We start from the raw sequence: 17,447 nt of genomic DNA, 5'->3' as shown, positions 1-17,447 counted from the left end.
CCGTGAGAGGTATTGGGTTGCGGCATCCGATCGACATCATCGCCATGTTCGCCGCCATGTGGCTGCTGGCGTCGATGGTGCTCGACGCGGTGACGCCGAAGGAGCTGACCGCGGTGCTGATCGCCATCGCGATCGGGCCTGCCGTGGTCATCACCGCCGTGTTCTACTATCTGCGCTGCCCGCGCACGGATTTCGCGGTGATGTTCGCAGCGCTGTGGCTGATCTCGGACATCGCCATCGCCTTCATCTCGCCGAAGGAGCTGCCGCATTTCCTGATCGTGCTCGGCTTCGTGCCGGCCCTGCTGATCGGCAGCGTACTGCACTGGCAGCGCTTCCAGCGCCGCCACGAGCGGTTGCATGTGCCGTCGGCGAAGCGCAGCTAACGCGGCAGCAGGTTCGTCTTCGCAAGATCGAGCACCTCGTCGCCGCGGCCGTTCATCACCGCACGCAGCACCCAGAGGCTGAAACCCTTGATCTGCTCGGTCGTGATGGTCGGCGGCATCGACAGCTCCTGCTTGGCGGTGACGACGTCGAGCAGCGCGGGCCCGTTGTGGGCCAGCATCTCCTTCACCGCGCCCGGAAGCTCGCCGGGGTCCTCGACGCGCTTCGCGAAGATCCCCATCGCGCGCGCCATCGCCGCGAAATCGGGGTTTTGCAGGTCGACATTGGTGTCGACGAAGCCGGCGGCCTTCATCTCCAGCGCAACGAAGCCGAGCACGCCGTTGTTGAAGACGACGACCTTCACCGGCAGCTTCATCTGCGTCAGCGTGATCAGATCGCCCATCAACATCGTGAAGCCCCCGTCGCCCGACAGCGAGATCACCTGGCGGCCGGGCTGCGAGGCCTGCGCCCCGATCGCCTGCGGCATCGCATTGGCCATCGAGCCGTGCACGAAGGAGCCGATCAGCCGGCGGCGGCCGTTCATCTCGAGATAGCGCGCCGCCCACACCGTGGGTGTGCCGACATCGGCGGTGAACACGGCATCCTCGGACGCATGGTCGCTGACGACCTTGGCGAGATATTGCGGATGGATCGGCTTGCTGCCGGGGGTGCCCCTGGCGAGCGAGTCCAGCCCCTCGCGCGCCTTCTTGTAATGCGCGACGGCATCGTCGAGATGCTTGCGCTGGGTCTTGGTCTTCAGCAGCGGCAGCAGCGCCTCGATGGTCAGCTTGACGTCGCCGATGAGGCCGAGGTCGATCTTGCAGCGTCGGCCGAGATTTTCCGGGCGGATGTCGATCTGCGCGATCTGGCAACCGGTCGGGAAGAACTGCTTGTAGGGGAAATCGGTGCCGAGCATCACCAGCGCGTCGCAGGCGTGCATGGCGGCATAGCCCGAGGAGAAGCCGATGAACCCGGTCATGCCGACATCGTAGGGATTTTCGTATTCGACGTGCTCCTTGCCGCCGAGCGCATGCACGATCGGGCTCTTCAAGGCCTCCGCAAGCTGCATCAACGGCGCATGCGCGCCGGCGCAGCCACGGCCGCAGAACAGGGTGATGCGCTCGGCGCCGTTCAGGAGGTCCGCGAGCGCCTTCAGCTCATTGGCCTCAGGCACGACTTTCGGCGCCGACAGCGCGAGCCCCCGCGCCGTCGACAGCGCGCGCCTCGGCGGATCGCGGAACGCGACGTCGCCGGGCATGGCGATGACGGCGACGCCGCGCAGGCCCACGGCCGCACGAATGGCGTTCTCGATCACGAAAGGCAGCTGGCTCGCATCCGAGACCAGCTCGCAATAATGGCTGCATTCCCGGAACAGGTTTTGGGGATGGGTTTCCTGAAAGTAGCCGCCGCCGATTTCGGCCGACGGAATCTGCGCCGCGATCGCCAGCACGGGGACGCGGCTGCGATGCGCGTCGAACAGGCCGTTGATCAGATGCAGATTGCCCGGGCCGCAGGAACCTGCGCAGACCGCAAGGCTTCCGGTCATCTCGGCTTCGCCGGCGGCTGCGAACGCCGCAACCTCCTCATGCCGGACGTGGATCCATTCGATGGTGCCGCGACGCCGCAGCGCCTCGGTAAAAGCATTCAGGCTGTCGCCGACGATGCCGTAGATCCGCTTGACGCCGGCCTGTTCGAGCGTTGCCACGAACAGATCGGCCACGTTGTTGATCGCCATGTCGGTCTCCTGATCTCGCTGATTCAGCAAGATAGGATAAAGCGCGGCCGTGACGGGATCACGGCTGGTTTATTGCAGCTTCAGTCTTTCACAATCGCCCGATCGTAGGCCGCGATCGTCTGCTTTGCGCGCGCTGCGACATCGGCCGCCGACATGCCGGGCTTGTAGAGGCTGGAGCCAAGCCCGAATGCGGTGACGCCGCCCTTGATATACTCCGCAAAATTCTGGTCGGAGACACCGCCGACGGCAGCGATCATCACGCCGGCCGGCAGCACCGCGCGAATCGCGGCGATACCGGATGCGCCGAGCACGCTCGCCGGAAAGAATTTCAGGCCCGATGCGCCAGAGCGCGCGGCAAGCAGCGCCTCGGTCGGCGAAAACACCCCCGGCAACGTCACCATGGCGTATTGATGCGCACGCGCGAGCACCTGCGTATCCACATTCGGCGAGACCATCAGCTTGCCGCCGACGTCATTGAGACGATCGACATCTGCGGTGGTCAGCACCGTGCCGGCGCCGATCAGCACGGCGGCCGGCGCGAGCTTCGCAGCGGTGGCGATCGAGCGGAACGGATCGGGCGAATTCAGCGGAATTTCGATCGCGGTCATGCCGGCCTCGATCAGCACGCTGACGATGGACTCGGCCTCCTCCGGCTTGACGCCGCGCAGGATCGCGACCAGCGGACGCTTCATCGACGGAAAGGGAACACTCATCTCAGGAAATCCTTCTTAACTCGTCCAGATCGCCGCCGCCGCCATCGACAGGCCGTGGCGAACGGCTTCATCCGCATCAACCAGCCGCGGGGTCACCGACAGCTCATCGAAAGCCAGCTGATACAGCGTCGCCAGCCGCCCCGACGCAACCAACGTGATGCCGGTCTTGGGAACATTGCCAGAGAGACCCGCCGCCAGCTCGGCGCCGATCAAGGTGCCCGACAGCGTCTCGCGCGCGGCGGCCGGCGTGCCGCCGAACAGCAACTGCCGCGACCGCGCACCGAAGAGCAGGTTGGCGGCGAACGCCGGCGCTTCGAACGCGGCTTTCACCGCCGCCTTGAAGCTTGCAACATCCTCGGCGTCATCGGCGCCTGCGACCGCGAGTGACAGAATCGTCTCGCGCGAGATCACACTGAACAGCTCGCCGGTCATGAAGGTGGAGAAATGCTCGACCGTGCCGTCCTTCACCCGCACCCATTTCGAATGCGTGCCGGGCATGCAGACCAGCGCTTCGCCGGCGGCCTTAAGGCCGAGCGCGCCGAGCAACTGCGTCTCCTCGCCGCGCATCACGTCCGGCGCGCCTGCGTCGCGCTGCGCGATGCCGGGCAGGATGCGGATGTCGCGCGCCTCACCCGGCACCCGCACGGCCTGCTTCAGGATGGAGGTGAGCGGTGCCGGCGTGTCGACATAGCCGGCCTCGACCCAGCCGGTTTTGGCGCCGGCCATACCGCAGACGAGAACGGGCAGATGATCCGGTGCTTCGACGGCGGAAAGATGCGATTGCAGCACACCGGCAAATCCGGTCTTGGCCGCGGCCAGCATGCCCTCGCCACTGCGGCGTTCGGCCAGGACCTGGCCGGCCCGATCGACCAGCCACAGGCGGAAGCTGCTGGTGCCCCAGTCCACCGCGACATAGGCGGGTTCGCTCATCTCGGTTCTCGTCCTCGTCTCACCGGCAAGACGCCGTCTCGCGACAATGAGACGACGGCAGGCAAATTCGCCCCGGGATATCGGCTATTGCCGCCGCAAACCAGCGTTTTATCGCAGGTCTGAGACGCTGCCGCGCTGGCACACCGCTTGCTCATGCATCCCCACTCACATCCGTGAACCGCGCACCAAGACGCGTCAATTGTGGAGAGAAAACCCATGGAAATCGGCTATTTCACGATGCCTTCGCACCCGCCGGAGTGCGGCCTGAAGGAAGGAAACGACTGGGACCTGCAAGTCATGCGCTGGCTCGACGAGCTCGGCTATCAAGAGGCCTGGGTCGGCGAGCACCACACCGCGCCCTGGGAACCCAATCCCACGCCGGATCTCCTGATCGCCCAGGCCTTGATGCAGACCAAGCGCTTGCGCATCGGGCCGGGCGGCTTCCTGCTGCCCTATCACCATCCGGCCGAGCTCGCCAACCGCGTCGCGATGCTCGACCACATGTCCGAAGGCCGGCTCAATTTCGGTGTCGCGGCTAGCGGCCTGCCGAGCGACTGGGCGATGTTCAACGTCGACGGCATGAGCGGGCAGAACCGCGACATGACCCGCGAAGCGCTGGAGATCATCCTGAAGATGTGGACCGATCCCGCGCCCTGGACCTACAAGGGCAAATTCTGGACGGTGACCAAGCCGGACACGATGTTCGACTTCCTCAAGCCTCACATCAAGCCGTTGCAGGCGCCGCATCCGCCAATCGGCGTTGCCGGTCTGTCGAAGAACTCGGACACGCTGAAGCTCGCCGGCGAACGCGGCTTCATCCCGATGAGCCTTAACCTCAACCCGGCCTATGTCGGCAGCCATTGGGACTCGGTCGAGATTGGCGCGGCCAAGACCGGGCGCAAGCCGAACCGGCAGGACTGGCGGCTGGTGCGCGAGGTCTTCGTTGCCGACACCGACGAAGAGGCCTGGAAGCTCTCCACCGGCGACATGATGGGCCGGATGATGCACGAGTACTTCCTGCCCCTGCTCGGCCATTTCGGCTTCAAGGACTATTTGAAGCACGCGCCCGACGTGCCCGACAGCGACGTCACCGTCGAATATTGCGCCAAGCGGAACTGGATCGTCGGCTCGCCCGCGACCGTCGCCGAGAAGATCGAGAAGATCTACGACGAGGTCGGCGGCTTCGGCGTGCTGCTGGTGTTCGGCTTCGACTACAAGCACAAGGCAGAGGCCTGGCACCACTCGCTCTCGCTGCTCAGCAGCGAGGTGATGCCGCGCCTGAAGCATCTCGGCTCCGCGAAGAAGGCGGCTTGACCCGACGCGGATGCGGCGCGATCGTGCCGCATCCGCACCCGTTTCGGAGATCTCCGCGTGAGCGTGGACGCAAAGGATTTCAAGCAGGCGATGCGCCAATGCGCCGGTGCCGTCGCGCTGGTCACGGTCGGTGCCGAGCACGGCAAGCGCACCGGGCTCACGGTCACCTCGGCCTGCTCACTGTCGGACAATCCACCGTCGCTGATCGTCTGCGTCAACCGCAACGCCAGCGCACATACGCGGATCCGCGAGGAAGGCGCCTTCGCAATCAACTTCCTGCACGAGGACCACGCGCTGCTGGCACTCACCTTCAGCGGCCAGAAGGGCGTCAACGGTGACGACCGCTTTGCGTTCGGGCAGTGGACACGCGGGGCCACCGGCGCACCCGTGCTGACCGACGCGGTGGCCGCGTTCGATTGCGAGCTGGCGCAGGAATTCGAAACGAAGACGCATTCGATCTTCGTCGGCGAAGTCCGCGGGGTGTCGCATTCCGACGGGGCCGCGCCGCTGGTCTATCTGCGCAGCAGCTTCCACGTACCCCACGAAATCCGCGGCACCGTTTCAGTCGGCGACCTCGATTCAAGGCATCTGAGCTGGACGGATTTTTCGTAAGGGCGGCGGCGGTGCGCTCCCTCGCCCCGCTTGCGGGGAGAGGGGGAGTCTCTCCGAGGATGGTGACAGTTGGACTCGCGGAGAGTCCCCCTCACCCGCCGCGCTTCGCGCGTCGGCCTCTCCCCGCACGCGGGGAGAGGCGAAAGCCCGCGGCTCGCTCCTCGTTCATCTCCAACCGAAAGCGCTACTGCGCGGTCTCGATCTTCAGGTGCTTGATCTTGCGATACAGCGTCGCGCGGCTGAGCTTCAGCGCACGCGCCGCCTCGGTCACACGACCGCCATGCTTGCGCAGCGCCTCGACGATCGTCGCGCGCTCGGCCGCCGCGAGGTCCGGCTCCGCCGCACGGCCGCCGAACAGCGGCAGATCGAGATCGGCATCGGTGACGACACCGTTCTCCGCCGTGCAGCCGGCAAGCCGCAGCACATGGCGGAGCTGGCGCATGTTGCCGGGATACGGATAGGCCGACAGCAGCGCCCAGGCCTCGTCCGAGAGGCGGCAATTCGGCGCTTCCTCGCGCGCGATCTGGCGAATGATGTCGTCGCGGTCGGCGCGCTCGCGCAAGCTCGGCAGCTTCACCTCCATGCCGCGGAGACGAAAATAGAGATCGGCGCGGAAGGCGCCCTCCTCCGCCATGCGGCCGAGATCGCGATGGGTGGCGCTGATCAGGCGGATGTCGACCGGCACCGGCTTGAGCGCGCCGAGCGGCCAGACCTCGCGGTTTTCCAGCACGCGCAAGAGACGCGTCTGCAGCGCGATCGGCATGTCGCCGATCTCGTCGAGGAACAGCGTGCCGCCGTCGGCCTGCACGATCAGGCCCTTTGAGCCCTCGCGCCGCGCGCCGGTGAAGGCGCCGGCTTCATAGCCGAACAGCTCGGCGTCGATCAGGCTCTCCGGCATCGCCGCGCAGTTCAGCGCAACATAATGGTTGCGGGCACGGTTGCTCGCCGCGTGAATGGCGCGGGCGAACACGTCCTTTCCGACGCCGGTCTCGCCATGCAGCAGCACCGGCAGATTGCGATCGCCGATGCTTCGGAGCCGCTTCACGCTTCGCATCAGGCCGGGATCGCGGCCGGCGAGCCGATGCAGGTCATCAAAACGGTCGATCGTCGCATCGCGGCGCGGAGCGTGTGGACCCGTGAAGGATTTGGCGCGCAGCGGCGGGGCGACATGGCCCTCGCCCAACGGACTGCCGTCGGCGCGGCGCAGCTCGACAACATCGTCCGCACTGCGCGCGGCGTGATGATCGAACTTGACGTAACGCGACAGATCGATGCCCGATGCGATCATGCCGTCGGTGAGGCCGAGCAGCGCACGCGCGGAACGGCAGGCGCCGACGATACGGCGGTCGTCGTCATAGGCGAGCAGGCCGCTGCCGCCGTCACCCGGCACCGTCGCGATCCAGGCGTTGCGGAAATGGCCGCGGAAGATCGCACCCTCCATCCGCCGCGTCGCCTCCATCGTCACCGCGAGCGCGAGCTGATGCGCGGCGCGTTCGAGATCCTCGCGGCAGGAGGTGATGTTGATGGCACCGGCGAGCCGGCCGGCCTGGTCGAACAGCGGCGCCACGGCGCAGGAGAACATGTGCCACTGCGCGCGAAAATGCTCGTCGCGATGCACCAGGATCGGCTTCTGCTCGGCCAGCGCGGTGCCGAGCCCGTTGGTGCCCTCAAACGTCTCGGCGAAATTCGAGCCGGTGTAGATCTTCCAGTCCAGAAACATCTTCGCATCTGCTTCGCCCGGCAGCCGGCTGAACAGCATGGTCGCGTTCACATCGGCCAGATTCACACAGTAGCCGGCATCGCGCAGCACGCCGGCGAGATCGTCGAGCTCGGGCGTCGCGAGCCGGATCGTCTCCTCCATCGGCTCGGCGACATGCCGGATCTCGGCCTCGGTGAGTGTTTGCGGCGGGCCCTGACGGGCGGGATCGAGCTTGTGGCTGATCAGGCAGCGCCGCCACGAATTGGCGATCCGCGAAGAGGCATCGACGTCGGCCACATGATTGGCGACGGACAAGACGCGGGCGACATGGTTCGAGGCCGAAAGGCTGGCCATCGCGGACGTCTCCACCCTGTATTATTGTGCAAAGTCTGGCAGCACGGGCGGGGATGTCAATCGGGAACCGGGAACGGGGGAGATGGCACACGGTCTCTAGACGTCATTCCGGGGCGATGCGATGGGACCGCGCAAGCGCGGCCCGGAGCATCGAACCCGGAATCTCGAGATTCTCAGGTGTGCAATTGCACACCATAGTTCGCGCTGCGCGCGCCCCGGAATGACGGCATCATCAAGATTGCTGCACTGCGCTCACCAGGTATCGATGCAGGGCCTCTTCTTCTCCGTCCGCGCGGGCGGCTTCGGCACCGACCTAAGCCCCGCCATGATCCAGCGCCGCGTCTCGGCGGGGTCGATGACGTTGTCGATCTCGAACACGGACGCGATCGAGACCGCCTTGCCGTTGGCATAGAGCTCGGCGACCTTGTTGCGGTAATAGGTCTCGCGCTCTTCGGGGTCGGCGATCGCCTCCATCTCCTTGCGGAAGCCGAGGCGGACATAGCCCTCGAGGCCCATGCCGCCGAACTCGCCGGTGGGCCACGCCGCAGTGAAGAACGAGGCGTGGAAGCCGCCGCCGATCATCGACTGTGCGCCGAGGCCGTAGCCCTTGCGCAGCACGATGCCGAACAGCGGCACGGTGAGGCTCGCGCCGGTCACGAACATGCGCGAGACGTGCCGCACGATCGCGGTCTTCTCGGCTTCCGGGCCGACCATGAAGCCGGGCGTGTCGCAGAGCGAGACGATCGGCAGATCGAACGCGTCGCAGAGCTGGAGAAAGCGCGCGGCCTTGTCGCCGGCATCGGCATCGATCGCGCCGCCGAGATGGCGCGGGTTGTTGGCGATCAGGCCGAACGGCTTGCCCTCGATGCGGATCAGCGCGGTGATCATGCCGACGCCGTAGTCGCGGCGCAGCTCCAGCACGCTGTCCCTGTCCGCGACGAGATCGATCACGCTGCGGATGTCGTAGACGCGCAGGCGGTTCTCCGGAATGGCGCGGCGGAGCAGACGCTGGTCGGCGGCCTGCCAGTCGGTCACCGCGCCCTGGAAATAGGACAGGTATTTTTGCGCGACGCGCGTCGCCTCCTCCTCGTCCTCGACGAGGATGTCGATGACGCCGTTCGGCGACTGGAACGAGACCGGGCCGACCTCGGCCGGATGGTAGACGCCGAGCCCGCCGCCCTCGATCATCGCTGGGCCGCCCATGCCGATCGAGGCATTCTTGGTGGCGATGATGACGTCGCAGCAACCGAGCATCGCGGCATTGCCGGCAAAGCAATAGCCGGAGACGACGCCGATGACGGGCACGAGGCCGGAGAGCCTTGCGAACTGCACGAAGGACGGGCCGTCGAGCCCGGTCATGCCGAGCCGGTCGGTATCGCCGGGCCGGCCGCCGCCGCCCTCGGCGTAGAACACCAGCGGCACGCGCCAGTCTTCCGCCAGCGTCAGCATGCGGTCGATCTTCTTGTGGTTCATGTGGCCCTGCGTGCCCGCGAGCACGGTGTAGTCATAGGCCACGACGATGCAGCGCGCGCCCTCCGGGCCGAACCTCTCGGCGTTAACGGTCGCAACGCCCATGACGAGGCCGTCGGCCGGCGTGTTCTGGATGAGGTCGTCGAGCTTGCGCCGGCGGCGCTGGGCCGCGATCGCGAGGCTGCCGTACTCCATGAACGAGCCGTCGTCGACGAGCTGCGCGACATTCTCGCGGGCGGTGCGCTGGTCGGTGTTGCGACGGCGCTCGACCGAGGCCGGCCGGTTCGCATCGAGCGTGTTGGCCTGGCGCGCGATCAGCTCGGCGAGATCAGGACGGATGTGGTCGAGGTCGACATCGGCTTCCGCCGCCGACGCGTCGGCCGCGACGTCGAGCGGCTCCAGATACAGGATCGGTTCGCCGTGCATCAAAGTGGCGCCGTCTCCGGCGACGAGCTTCGTGACCCGGCCGCCCTGCTCGGCCATGACGAGATGCTCCATCTTCATGGACTCGATCACGGCAAGCTGCTGGCCGGGGCGCACGACCTCGCCTTCCTTCACCTGAATGGTGACGATGGTTCCCTGCAGGGGTGCCGCCACCATCACCGCGCCTTCGGGCACGGCCTGCGTAATGTGCGTCTCCATGCCGTGACCGCCGCCTCGCTCAGTCGGGGCGAAGTAGAGCGGCTTGGCTGCGCCATCGGCCGCCTCGACCAGTTTCGCGATGTTGCGATCGATGAAATCGGTCGCGATGCGGTTGGTCCTGAAATCGGGATGCGCGAGCACCGCCTGGAGAAAGGCGATGTTGGTGACGACGCCATCGATCCGGAATTCGCGCAGGGCGCGCGAAGCCTTGGCGACCACGTCATGCCAGGCCTCGCCCGGCGTATGCACGATGACTTTTGCGAGCAGCGAATCGAAGGCCGCGCTGGTCTTGTAGCCCGCATAGCCAAAACTATCGACACGGACGCCGGGCCCCGACGGCGGCTCGAACAAGGCGAGCACGCCGCCGGTCGGATGCGTCGCGCCAGTCTCGTCCAGCGTCTCCATGTTGACGCGGAGCTGCATGGCGTAGCCGCGCGGCTTCGGGATCGATCCCTGCGCAAGGTCGAGCGAGTCCAGCGTGCTGCCTGCTGCGACCGCGAGCTGGGCGCGGACGAGGTCGAGGCCCAGCACCGCTTCCGTCACGGTGTGCTCGACCTGGAGCCGCGGATTGGCCTCGATGAAGGCAAAGCTATCCTCCGCCGTGCCGTCGACCAGGAACTCGAAGGTACCGAGATTGTCGTAAGCCGCGGCGGTCGCGAGTTGCCTCGCCGCCTCGATGATGCGGCCGCGCAAGGGCCCGCTCAGCGACGGGCTCGGCGCCACCTCGACCAGCTTCTGGTGCCGGCGCTGGATGGTGCATTCGCGCTCCCAGAGATGAGAGACCGCACCATGACGGTCGCCGATGATCTGCACCTCGATATGACGCGCCTGGCGGATCAGCCGCTCGGCATAGACGCCGTCGAAGCCGAATGCCGCCTTGGCCTCGGACTGGCAGCGCGCATAGGCTTCCGCCAGATCGGCCGCATTCTCGACCACGCGCATGCCGCGGCCACCGCCGCCGGCCATCGCCTTGATCACGATCGCCGCGTTGCCGCCAAGCGACGTGAAGAACGCCGTGATCTCCTCGAGCGACGAAGGCCCGCTGGTGCCGGCGATGATCGGCACGCCGCAGCGTTTGGCCAGTTGCCGTGCCGCGACCTTGTCGCCAAACAGTTCGAGCGCTGTCACCTTTGGCCCGACAAAGGTGATCCCCTGCTCGCCACAGGCCTTGGCGAACGCGGCATTCTCGCTCAGAAAACCGTAGCCGGGATGCACGGCATCGCAGCCGGCGCCCTTCGCCGCCGTCACCACGGCCTCGATGTCGAGATAGGCCCGCGCGCCGCGGCCGGGGATCTCGAGCGCCTCGTCGGCGACACGCACATGCAGCGACAGCGCGTCGTCTGCAGGGTGGATCGCTACCGTCGCGATGCCGGCATCGGCCGCCGCGCGCGCGATGCGGATGGCGATCTCGCCGCGATTGGCTATCAGGAGTTTCTTGAACGACATGATGTCTCTCACTCAGACTGCGGCGGGCAGATTTGGATCGAGGTCCTGCTTCTTCACCTTGCCCGTCGCCGTCAGGGGCAGAGCTTCGATGATGCGAATCTCCGGGACCTTGTAGACGGCCATGCGCTCGGCGCACCAGGCACGCAGGCTCTCTGCCGAGATGGTACCGACCGCCTCCGGCTTGAGCTGGATATAGGCCACCGGCACCTGCCCCTTGTCGGGATCGTCGCGTCCGACCACGCCCGAGCCCAGCACCTTCGGATGCTGACCCAGCAGCGCCTCGATCTCCGGCGGGAAGACGCTCATGCCCTTGACCTTCAGCATCTCCTTGCGGCGGCCGAGGAAGTGCAGGAAGCCGTCCTTGTCGATGCTGCCGATGTCGCCGGTGCGCAGCCAGCCATCGACGAGCGACTCCGCGGTCGCCTCCGGCTTGTTCCAGTAGCTCTTGAGCAGCGACGGCGTCCGCACCCGGATCTCGCCTTCCGCACCGAGCGGCAGCAGCGCGCCGGTCTCGAAATCGGTGATCTTGAACTCGGCGCCGGGGACCGGCAGGCCGACGAAGATCGGCTGGTTGTTCAGATCGAAATCGTCGTCCTGGAAGCCTGATGTGAAGGTGTTGGAGGTGTGGGTCTCGGTCATGCCCCAGGCCGCCTCCATCAGGATCGTGCCGGTGAGGTCCTTCCAGCGCCTGCGATAGTCGGCGTTGAGCTTCTTGACGAAGGAGACGACGCGCACCTGCTTCAAGGACGACAGGTCGAACTCGCTCCAGCGCGGATGGTCCATCAGCTCCACCGCTCCGTCGACCGGCATCGCGGTGATCGTAACCTTGTACTTGTCGATCGCGGCCATCGCGCCGACGGCATCCCAGCGCGCCAGCAGAACCAGCGTCGCGCCGGAAAACAGCGGAAAGATCAAGCCAAAGTTCTCACCGGCAATCCAGAACTCCGGAAAGAACGACAGGAACACGCTGCTCTCGTCCGACAGGACCGAGATGCCGTAATTGGCGGCGGCGGTATAGACCATGTCGCGATGGGTGTGAACGCAGCCCTTGGGCATGCCGGTGGTGCCGCCGGTGTAGTTGAGCGCAGCGACCTCATCGAGGCCGGGCGGCGGCAGCGGCGACGGCGCGGGCATCGCGGCAAGCGCCGGCAACAGATCGGTCGCGCCTGCGGCCGCGATGCGCGGCGCGCGGATCGATTCCGGCGTGGGAAACGCAGGCGCCGCCGGCAGGACATCGGCAAAGCTGGTGACGATGATCTCGCGCAGCCGCACCTCGCCCCTCACCTGCTCGACGACGGGGATGAGCTGGTCCAGTGCCACGATTACGTCGGCCTGGGTATCGTTGAGCTCGTAGGACAGCTCGAACGCGCGCGACAGCGGGCTGACGGGGACATGGACCGCGCCGAGCTTCAGGATGCCGAAGAACACGATGTGAAATTGCGGGCAGTTCGGCAGGAAGACGGCGACGCGATCGCCCTTGCGCACGCCCTTGGCCTGCAACAGTGCCGCGAAGCGGTCGCTCTGCCGGTCGAGATCGGCGTAGGTGGTGACGTGCCCGTAGAAGATCACCGCCGGACGCTCCGGGCTCCGCCTCGCCCAGGCGCGCAGATATTCCGTCAAAGGAGCTTCGCCGTGCAGATAGTTCGGCGAACGCGGCAGGCCCTTCGGCCACGCCTTGTCCCACAACCCGCGCAAGGTGGCGAGGTAGTCCTTCTCGTTGAGGGCCGCGCTCATGACGTCTTCCCCGTGTTGCTTTTCTTTTCATAAGGCACGCACGTGCCGTCAATCGACATCGTTACACGTCGAGCACGGCAGACTTCATGTCAAGGAAAACAGTTTTCCGCATCACGGCCGATGCCGCGGCGCGGAAAAAGCGGGCGTTACGCCGCGACGAGGCGAATGATCCGCCTCACGGCCGATGGGATCGGCGCGACGACAGGGACAGTGAACATCGGCTGAAGCTCGCACGCGGCTTCCCCCAGCGGCCCGCCGCCGATGATGACAGCTTCCGCCCCGTCCTTCGCGATGCAGGCCTCGACCGCGCCGGCGAGGGCTGCGCGCAGCTGCGCCGGATCGCGCATCAGCTCTTGCGGATCGCCTTCGGCAAAGCGCGTGCCGGTGTAGCGCGATCGCAGCCCCAGCGCCTCCGGCAACGCGTCGATCTTCGACTTGAGCAGCGGTGTCGTGGTCGCCACACCGAAGCGGCGGCCTCCTGCGGCGGCCTCCAGCATCGACGACTCGCCGATGCCGACCGCAGGCAGCTTCATCGCAGCCCTGATTCCGGCGAGACCGGGATCGCCGAACGCTGCAACGATGATGCCGTCCGGGGAAGCTCGATGCGTCCGCGCGATCTCCTCGACCTCGGCGGCGGCCGCCTCCAGCGCCTCCGCCGACACGATCATCGACGGCGCGCGCGTTGCCGTGGCGCCGACGATGTCGAAACCGGCCACGGCGGCCGACTTCGCGATGGCCACCATCATCGCGGTGGTCGCCTCGAGACTGTTCGGATTGATCAGGAGGATGCGCGCACGCCGATCAGGGTTTTGGTCCATCCCACCGCTATACTAGGCCGCCCGCACGCCGGCAACGAAGGCGCTGACCTCGTTCTCGAGCGATTGCAGTTTCTGCGTCAGCCGGCCGCTGGATTGCAGCACGAGGCCGGCGGCCTGGCCGGTCTCGGCGGTCGCATCGGTCACGCCGGAGATGTTTTGCGAGACCTGATCGGTGCCGGACGCCGCCTCCTGCACGCTGTGCGCGATGGCCTGCGTCGCGGCGCCCTGCTCCTCGACGGCGGCTGCGATCGACGAGGAAATCTCGTTGACCTCCATGATGGTGGCGCGAATGCTCTCGATGTTGCCGACGACCTGATTGGTCTCGGCCTGGATCGCGGTGATCTGCGCGCCGATCTCGTCGGTCGCCTTCGCGGTCTGGCTCGCCAGCGACTTCACCTCACTCGCGACCACCGCAAACCCCCTGCCCGATTCGCCCGCACGCGCCGCCTCGATGGTGGCGTTGAGCGCGAGCAGATTGGTCTGCGAGGCGATCTGGTTGATGAGGTCGATGACCTCGCCGATCTTGTGCGCGGCGGCGGCAAGCCCCTGCACCGTATCGTTGGTGCGCTGGCCGTCGGCGGCCGCCTTGTCGGCCACCGTCGCGGCCTGCGCGACGCGCTGGCTGATCTCGGTGATCGAGGACGACAGCTGGCCGGCGGCGGAGGCCACCGTCTGCACGTTGCTCGACGCCTGCTGGCAGGCCGTTGCCACGAAGCTGGCGCGATCGGTCGCCTTGTTCGCGGTCTCCGACATGCCTTGCGCGGCCTGCTGCATCGCGCGCGCCTCATCGAACACGTCGCGGACCACGGCCTGGACACTCGCCTCGAACTTGCCGGCGAGATCGGCCATCGTCCTGCGCTTCTCGTCGTCGGCTCGCTGCTTCGCCTCCTGCTGCTCGGCATGCATCCGGCCCACGGCCGACGCATTGTCCTTGAACACGGCGAGCGCGTTGGCGAGCCCGCCGACCTCATCGCGCCGATCGGTGTAGGGCACGTCGAACGCACTGTCGCCGGCGGCGAGGCGTTCGGTCAGCGCCGTAATTCCTGCCAACGGCTTCGTGACGCTGCGGCCGATCACGAAGGAGGCACCGAGCACCAGCACGAGCACGACAAGACACACCAGCGCGAACGTCGTCGCGTTCTGGCGGAACACGGCATCGACGTCGTCGAGATAGATGCCGGTGCCGATGATCCAGCCCCAGGGCGCAAAGCCCTTCACATAGGAGACCTTCCCGACCGGCTGGTCGAAGCCGGGCTTCGGCCAGAGATAGCTGTAGAAGCCGGCGCCCTGCTTGCTGACGACGTCAACGAAGCCCATGAACAGCGCGTTGCCGGCGGGGTCCTTCATCCCCGAGAGGTCCTTGCCGTCGAGTTCGGGCTTGATCGGGTGCATGACCATCCTGGGGGTCATGTCGTTGATCCAGAAATACTCGACCTTGTCGTAGCGCAGGCTCTTGATCTCCGCCATGGCGGCAGCCTGCGCCTGCTCGCGCGGGAGTTTTCCGTCGCTCTCGAGCTTCTGATAGTGCGCCAGGATGCCGTAGCCGACGTCCACCATGTGCTGCGTCTTGGCCTGGCGATCGGCGACCATCTGCGTGCGCAGGGTCGAAAGCGCGATCGGCGCCAGCGCGATCATGCCGAGGAGGCTGATGCCGACAATCAGGACCAGCTTGAAACTGATGCGGGAGAAAATCATCGGGGCTCGCAAAATTGGAAGGGCTGATATGCCAGTTTATCCCGCTCCCCTTAGCAAAGCTTTAAGCATTCGGGTTCCCCAAATCCCCGCAAAATCGAGTGGGCGCTCGGCGGCATGCCGTATGCGGCCCGGCAGGTTTGCGGGGCCGGCCGCATTCGAGATCCGAACGCTTCAAATCTAGAAGACCTCGATATCGGCCCTCGACGCGTTGACTTGCGACAGGCTCTGACGGAACGATCAACGCAGATCGTCAGCGCCAGACGCGGCGTGCGCCCAGCCCAAGGCCACAGGCTCAATGCATCAATCGACATACGCCAAGCCCATCGACCTTCCCGCACTGACCGCAGCCGAGCGACTCTTCATCTGGGGATTTCGCGCCAAGGCGCGCAGCGGAAGCGCCGTTCCGACCGCGGCCGACATCCAGCAGGTGTACGACCATTTCCGCGTCGGCGATGCCGTGCCGTCGCTGGAATCGATCATCGAGATCTTTGCCTGCACGGCGCATACGGCGATCGAAGTGCATTGCCCCACCTGTCCGCGCATATCGGAGAGCGAGCACGGAATCCTGCGGGCGATCGCCGCCGCGCAGAAGGAGCGCGACGATGTCGCGCGCGCGCAGTTCGAGTGCTGGCTGCCGCCGGTGGGCGCGGATTGGGCGCTGGCGCCGGTCCGGGGACTTGCGACCATCTTCCGCATGGCCGGCCTCATTCTGCCTGACCGGCATGTCGAGCCTTTTGACCAGGACCGGACAATGGTGATGAAGAGCTGGCTTGTGGGCAGTCCCACGTTGCATTGATGAGATCGTTCATGATGGAGGCTGCGAGCAATTCCGTGCCTGACCCGGAAGCCGGCCAGTCGCGGCTCTGCCCGCTTCAAGCCGCGCTTGCGACCCGTCCCGGCGTCGAAGGCTACGATCAATTCTGCCGCGTCGCGCTTTCGCTGTTCCGCTTCATTGGCGCTGCCTATGCGACCGGCGCGTCCGATTGCTGGGAGGCGGCCTATCGCTTCGCCGACGAGGCGCCCGGCATTGCCGACAGCCCGCTGCTGGTCGCGCGAGCGGCTGCGCTCGTCAGGATCCTGCGCAGCGGCCGGCCATGCGAGCTGTGCTTCATGCCGCCGTCGTGCCGGCGCCTCTCGAAGGACGAGGCGGAGTTGATGCGACTGCTGTCGGCCGCCCGCAGCAAGCAGCCTGGTGAACTCGAGACAATCGTCTGCGGGTTCGTCGGCTCCGGGAAAGAGGATGCGACAACGCGGGCGGTCAACGCGCTTGCCTGCTGCTGACGCCTAACCTCCGGCCTTGCCGAGCACGAGATCGATAGTGTGGGACGCGATCTTGCGCAGCTGCGCGTCGTCGCCGAAGGCCCGTTCGAGCACGGCGAGGCCGCGCGTCACCGTGATGATGTGGAGCGCTGCGACCGCGGGATTGCCGTTGAACTCGCCGCGTTTCGCGCCTGCCGACAATGTGTCCTGAACCAAAGCGGTGATGCGCGAGATGAGGTTCGCAAAGGCCTGGCGCGCGTCCTCGTCGAGCCCCTCGCCTTCGACCGCACCGAGCTCCATCAGGCCGCGCGTGGTCGGACATCCGCGCGGTGGCGAGCCCGAGCGGAAATTCACGATGGTCAGGTCGAAGAACGCGGTGAGGCGTTTGCGCAAACTGCCGGCACCGAGCGCCTTTTGCAGGGCGAGGAGGTAATCGCCCGCGTAGCGCTCATAGGCCTGCAGGAACAGCGCCTCCTTGCTGCCGAAGGCATTGTAGAGGCTGCCGCGCTGGACGCCGGCGTCGCGCGCGATGTCGGACAGCGAGGTGCCGCGCACGCCCTTGCGCCAGAACTGGTCGAACGCAATGCGCAGGACGTCGTCGTGGTCGAACTCGCGCGGTCTCAAATGTCGATCCTCGGCCTGAA

Annotated in this window: 14 protein-coding genes; 5 read left to right on the top strand and 9 right to left on the bottom strand. The window is 66.4% G+C overall.

Annotated features, from left to right (window positions below; all coding sequences use genetic code 11):
• Positions 1-17 precede the first annotated feature (17 nt).
• The gene (locus AB5K84_RS09335) at positions 18-383 is read left to right on the top strand and encodes a hypothetical protein (protein ID WP_028172912.1); all 366 of its coding nucleotides are present in this window, start codon (positions 18-20) and stop codon (positions 381-383) included.
• Here AB5K84_RS09335 and poxB read toward each other — a convergent pair.
• From poxB to AB5K84_RS09320, 3 genes are all read right to left on the bottom strand, one after another.
• A complete protein-coding gene (poxB, locus tag AB5K84_RS09330) occupies positions 380-2,116 on the bottom strand; it encodes a ubiquinone-dependent pyruvate dehydrogenase (RefSeq protein ID WP_011090021.1) in 1,737 nt (578 codons plus the stop codon). The two genes, AB5K84_RS09335 and poxB, sit on opposite strands and share 4 nt — an antisense overlap.
• Positions 2,117-2,196: 80 nt before the next feature.
• The gene (locus tag AB5K84_RS09325; RefSeq protein WP_011090022.1) at positions 2,197-2,829 is read right to left on the bottom strand and encodes a 2-dehydro-3-deoxy-6-phosphogalactonate aldolase; all 633 of its coding nucleotides are present in this window, start codon (positions 2,827-2,829) and stop codon (positions 2,197-2,199) included.
• 15 nt (positions 2,830-2,844) lie between these two features.
• Complete coding sequence (locus AB5K84_RS09320; RefSeq protein ID WP_011090023.1) at positions 2,845-3,759, bottom strand: 2-dehydro-3-deoxygalactonokinase; 915 nt, start codon at positions 3,757-3,759, stop codon at positions 2,845-2,847.
• Positions 3,760-3,975: 216 nt separating this feature from the next.
• Between AB5K84_RS09320 and AB5K84_RS09315 the strand changes: the two genes are divergently transcribed.
• Both AB5K84_RS09315 and AB5K84_RS09310 read left to right on the top strand, forming a co-directional pair.
• The gene (locus AB5K84_RS09315) at positions 3,976-5,073 is read left to right on the top strand and encodes an LLM class flavin-dependent oxidoreductase (protein WP_038965454.1); all 1,098 of its coding nucleotides are present in this window, start codon (positions 3,976-3,978) and stop codon (positions 5,071-5,073) included.
• 57 nt (positions 5,074-5,130) lie between these two features.
• The gene (locus AB5K84_RS09310; RefSeq protein WP_011090025.1) at positions 5,131-5,685 is read left to right on the top strand and encodes a flavin reductase family protein; all 555 of its coding nucleotides are present in this window, start codon (positions 5,131-5,133) and stop codon (positions 5,683-5,685) included.
• A 184-nt stretch (positions 5,686-5,869) separates the two neighbouring features.
• On the opposite strand, the gene AB5K84_RS09305 is transcribed toward AB5K84_RS09310, so the two are convergent.
• From AB5K84_RS09305 to AB5K84_RS09285, 5 genes are all read right to left on the bottom strand, one after another.
• Complete coding sequence (locus AB5K84_RS09305) at positions 5,870-7,738, bottom strand: sigma-54-dependent Fis family transcriptional regulator (protein ID WP_038965450.1); 1,869 nt, start codon at positions 7,736-7,738, stop codon at positions 5,870-5,872.
• Between the two features lie 252 nt (positions 7,739-7,990).
• Positions 7,991-11,296 carry an acetyl-CoA carboxylase family protein gene (locus AB5K84_RS09300; RefSeq protein ID WP_038965449.1) on the bottom strand — a complete coding sequence of 1,102 codons (3,306 nt, stop codon included), beginning with the start codon at positions 11,294-11,296 and terminating at the stop codon, positions 7,991-7,993.
• A gap of 12 nt (positions 11,297-11,308) precedes the next feature.
• A complete protein-coding gene (locus AB5K84_RS09295; protein ID WP_038965448.1) occupies positions 11,309-13,030 on the bottom strand; it encodes an AMP-binding protein in 1,722 nt (573 codons plus the stop codon).
• 146 nt (positions 13,031-13,176) lie between these two features.
• Positions 13,177-13,848, bottom strand: a complete 672-nt coding sequence (locus tag AB5K84_RS09290; RefSeq protein ID WP_011090029.1) for an aspartate/glutamate racemase family protein — start codon at positions 13,846-13,848, stop codon at positions 13,177-13,179.
• 12 nt (positions 13,849-13,860) lie between these two features.
• Positions 13,861-15,543 carry a methyl-accepting chemotaxis protein gene (locus AB5K84_RS09285; RefSeq protein WP_011090030.1) on the bottom strand — a complete coding sequence of 561 codons (1,683 nt, stop codon included), beginning with the start codon at positions 15,541-15,543 and terminating at the stop codon, positions 13,861-13,863.
• Positions 15,544-15,838: 295 nt separating this feature from the next.
• Between AB5K84_RS09285 and AB5K84_RS09280 the strand changes: the two genes are divergently transcribed.
• Both AB5K84_RS09280 and AB5K84_RS09275 read left to right on the top strand, forming a co-directional pair.
• Complete coding sequence (locus tag AB5K84_RS09280; protein ID WP_038965447.1) at positions 15,839-16,339, top strand: hypothetical protein; 501 nt, start codon at positions 15,839-15,841, stop codon at positions 16,337-16,339.
• 11 nt (positions 16,340-16,350) lie between these two features.
• Positions 16,351-16,824: a hypothetical protein gene (locus AB5K84_RS09275; protein ID WP_038965446.1), complete on the top strand. Its 474-nt coding sequence runs from the start codon at positions 16,351-16,353 to the stop codon at positions 16,822-16,824.
• Between the two features lie 3 nt (positions 16,825-16,827).
• Here AB5K84_RS09275 and AB5K84_RS09270 read toward each other — a convergent pair whose 3' ends face one another.
• A complete protein-coding gene (locus tag AB5K84_RS09270; protein ID WP_038965445.1) occupies positions 16,828-17,427 on the bottom strand; it encodes a TetR/AcrR family transcriptional regulator in 600 nt (199 codons plus the stop codon).
• Positions 17,428-17,447: the final 20 nt, after the last annotated feature.

Origin of the sequence: Bradyrhizobium sp. 1200_D9_N1_1 (assembly GCF_052075915.1) — a bacterium.
Lineage (GTDB): Bacteria > Pseudomonadota > Alphaproteobacteria > Rhizobiales > Xanthobacteraceae > Bradyrhizobium > Bradyrhizobium diazoefficiens.
Note: the sequence above shows the minus strand (reverse complement) of the source record. Positions and strands in the feature narration are given on the sequence as shown.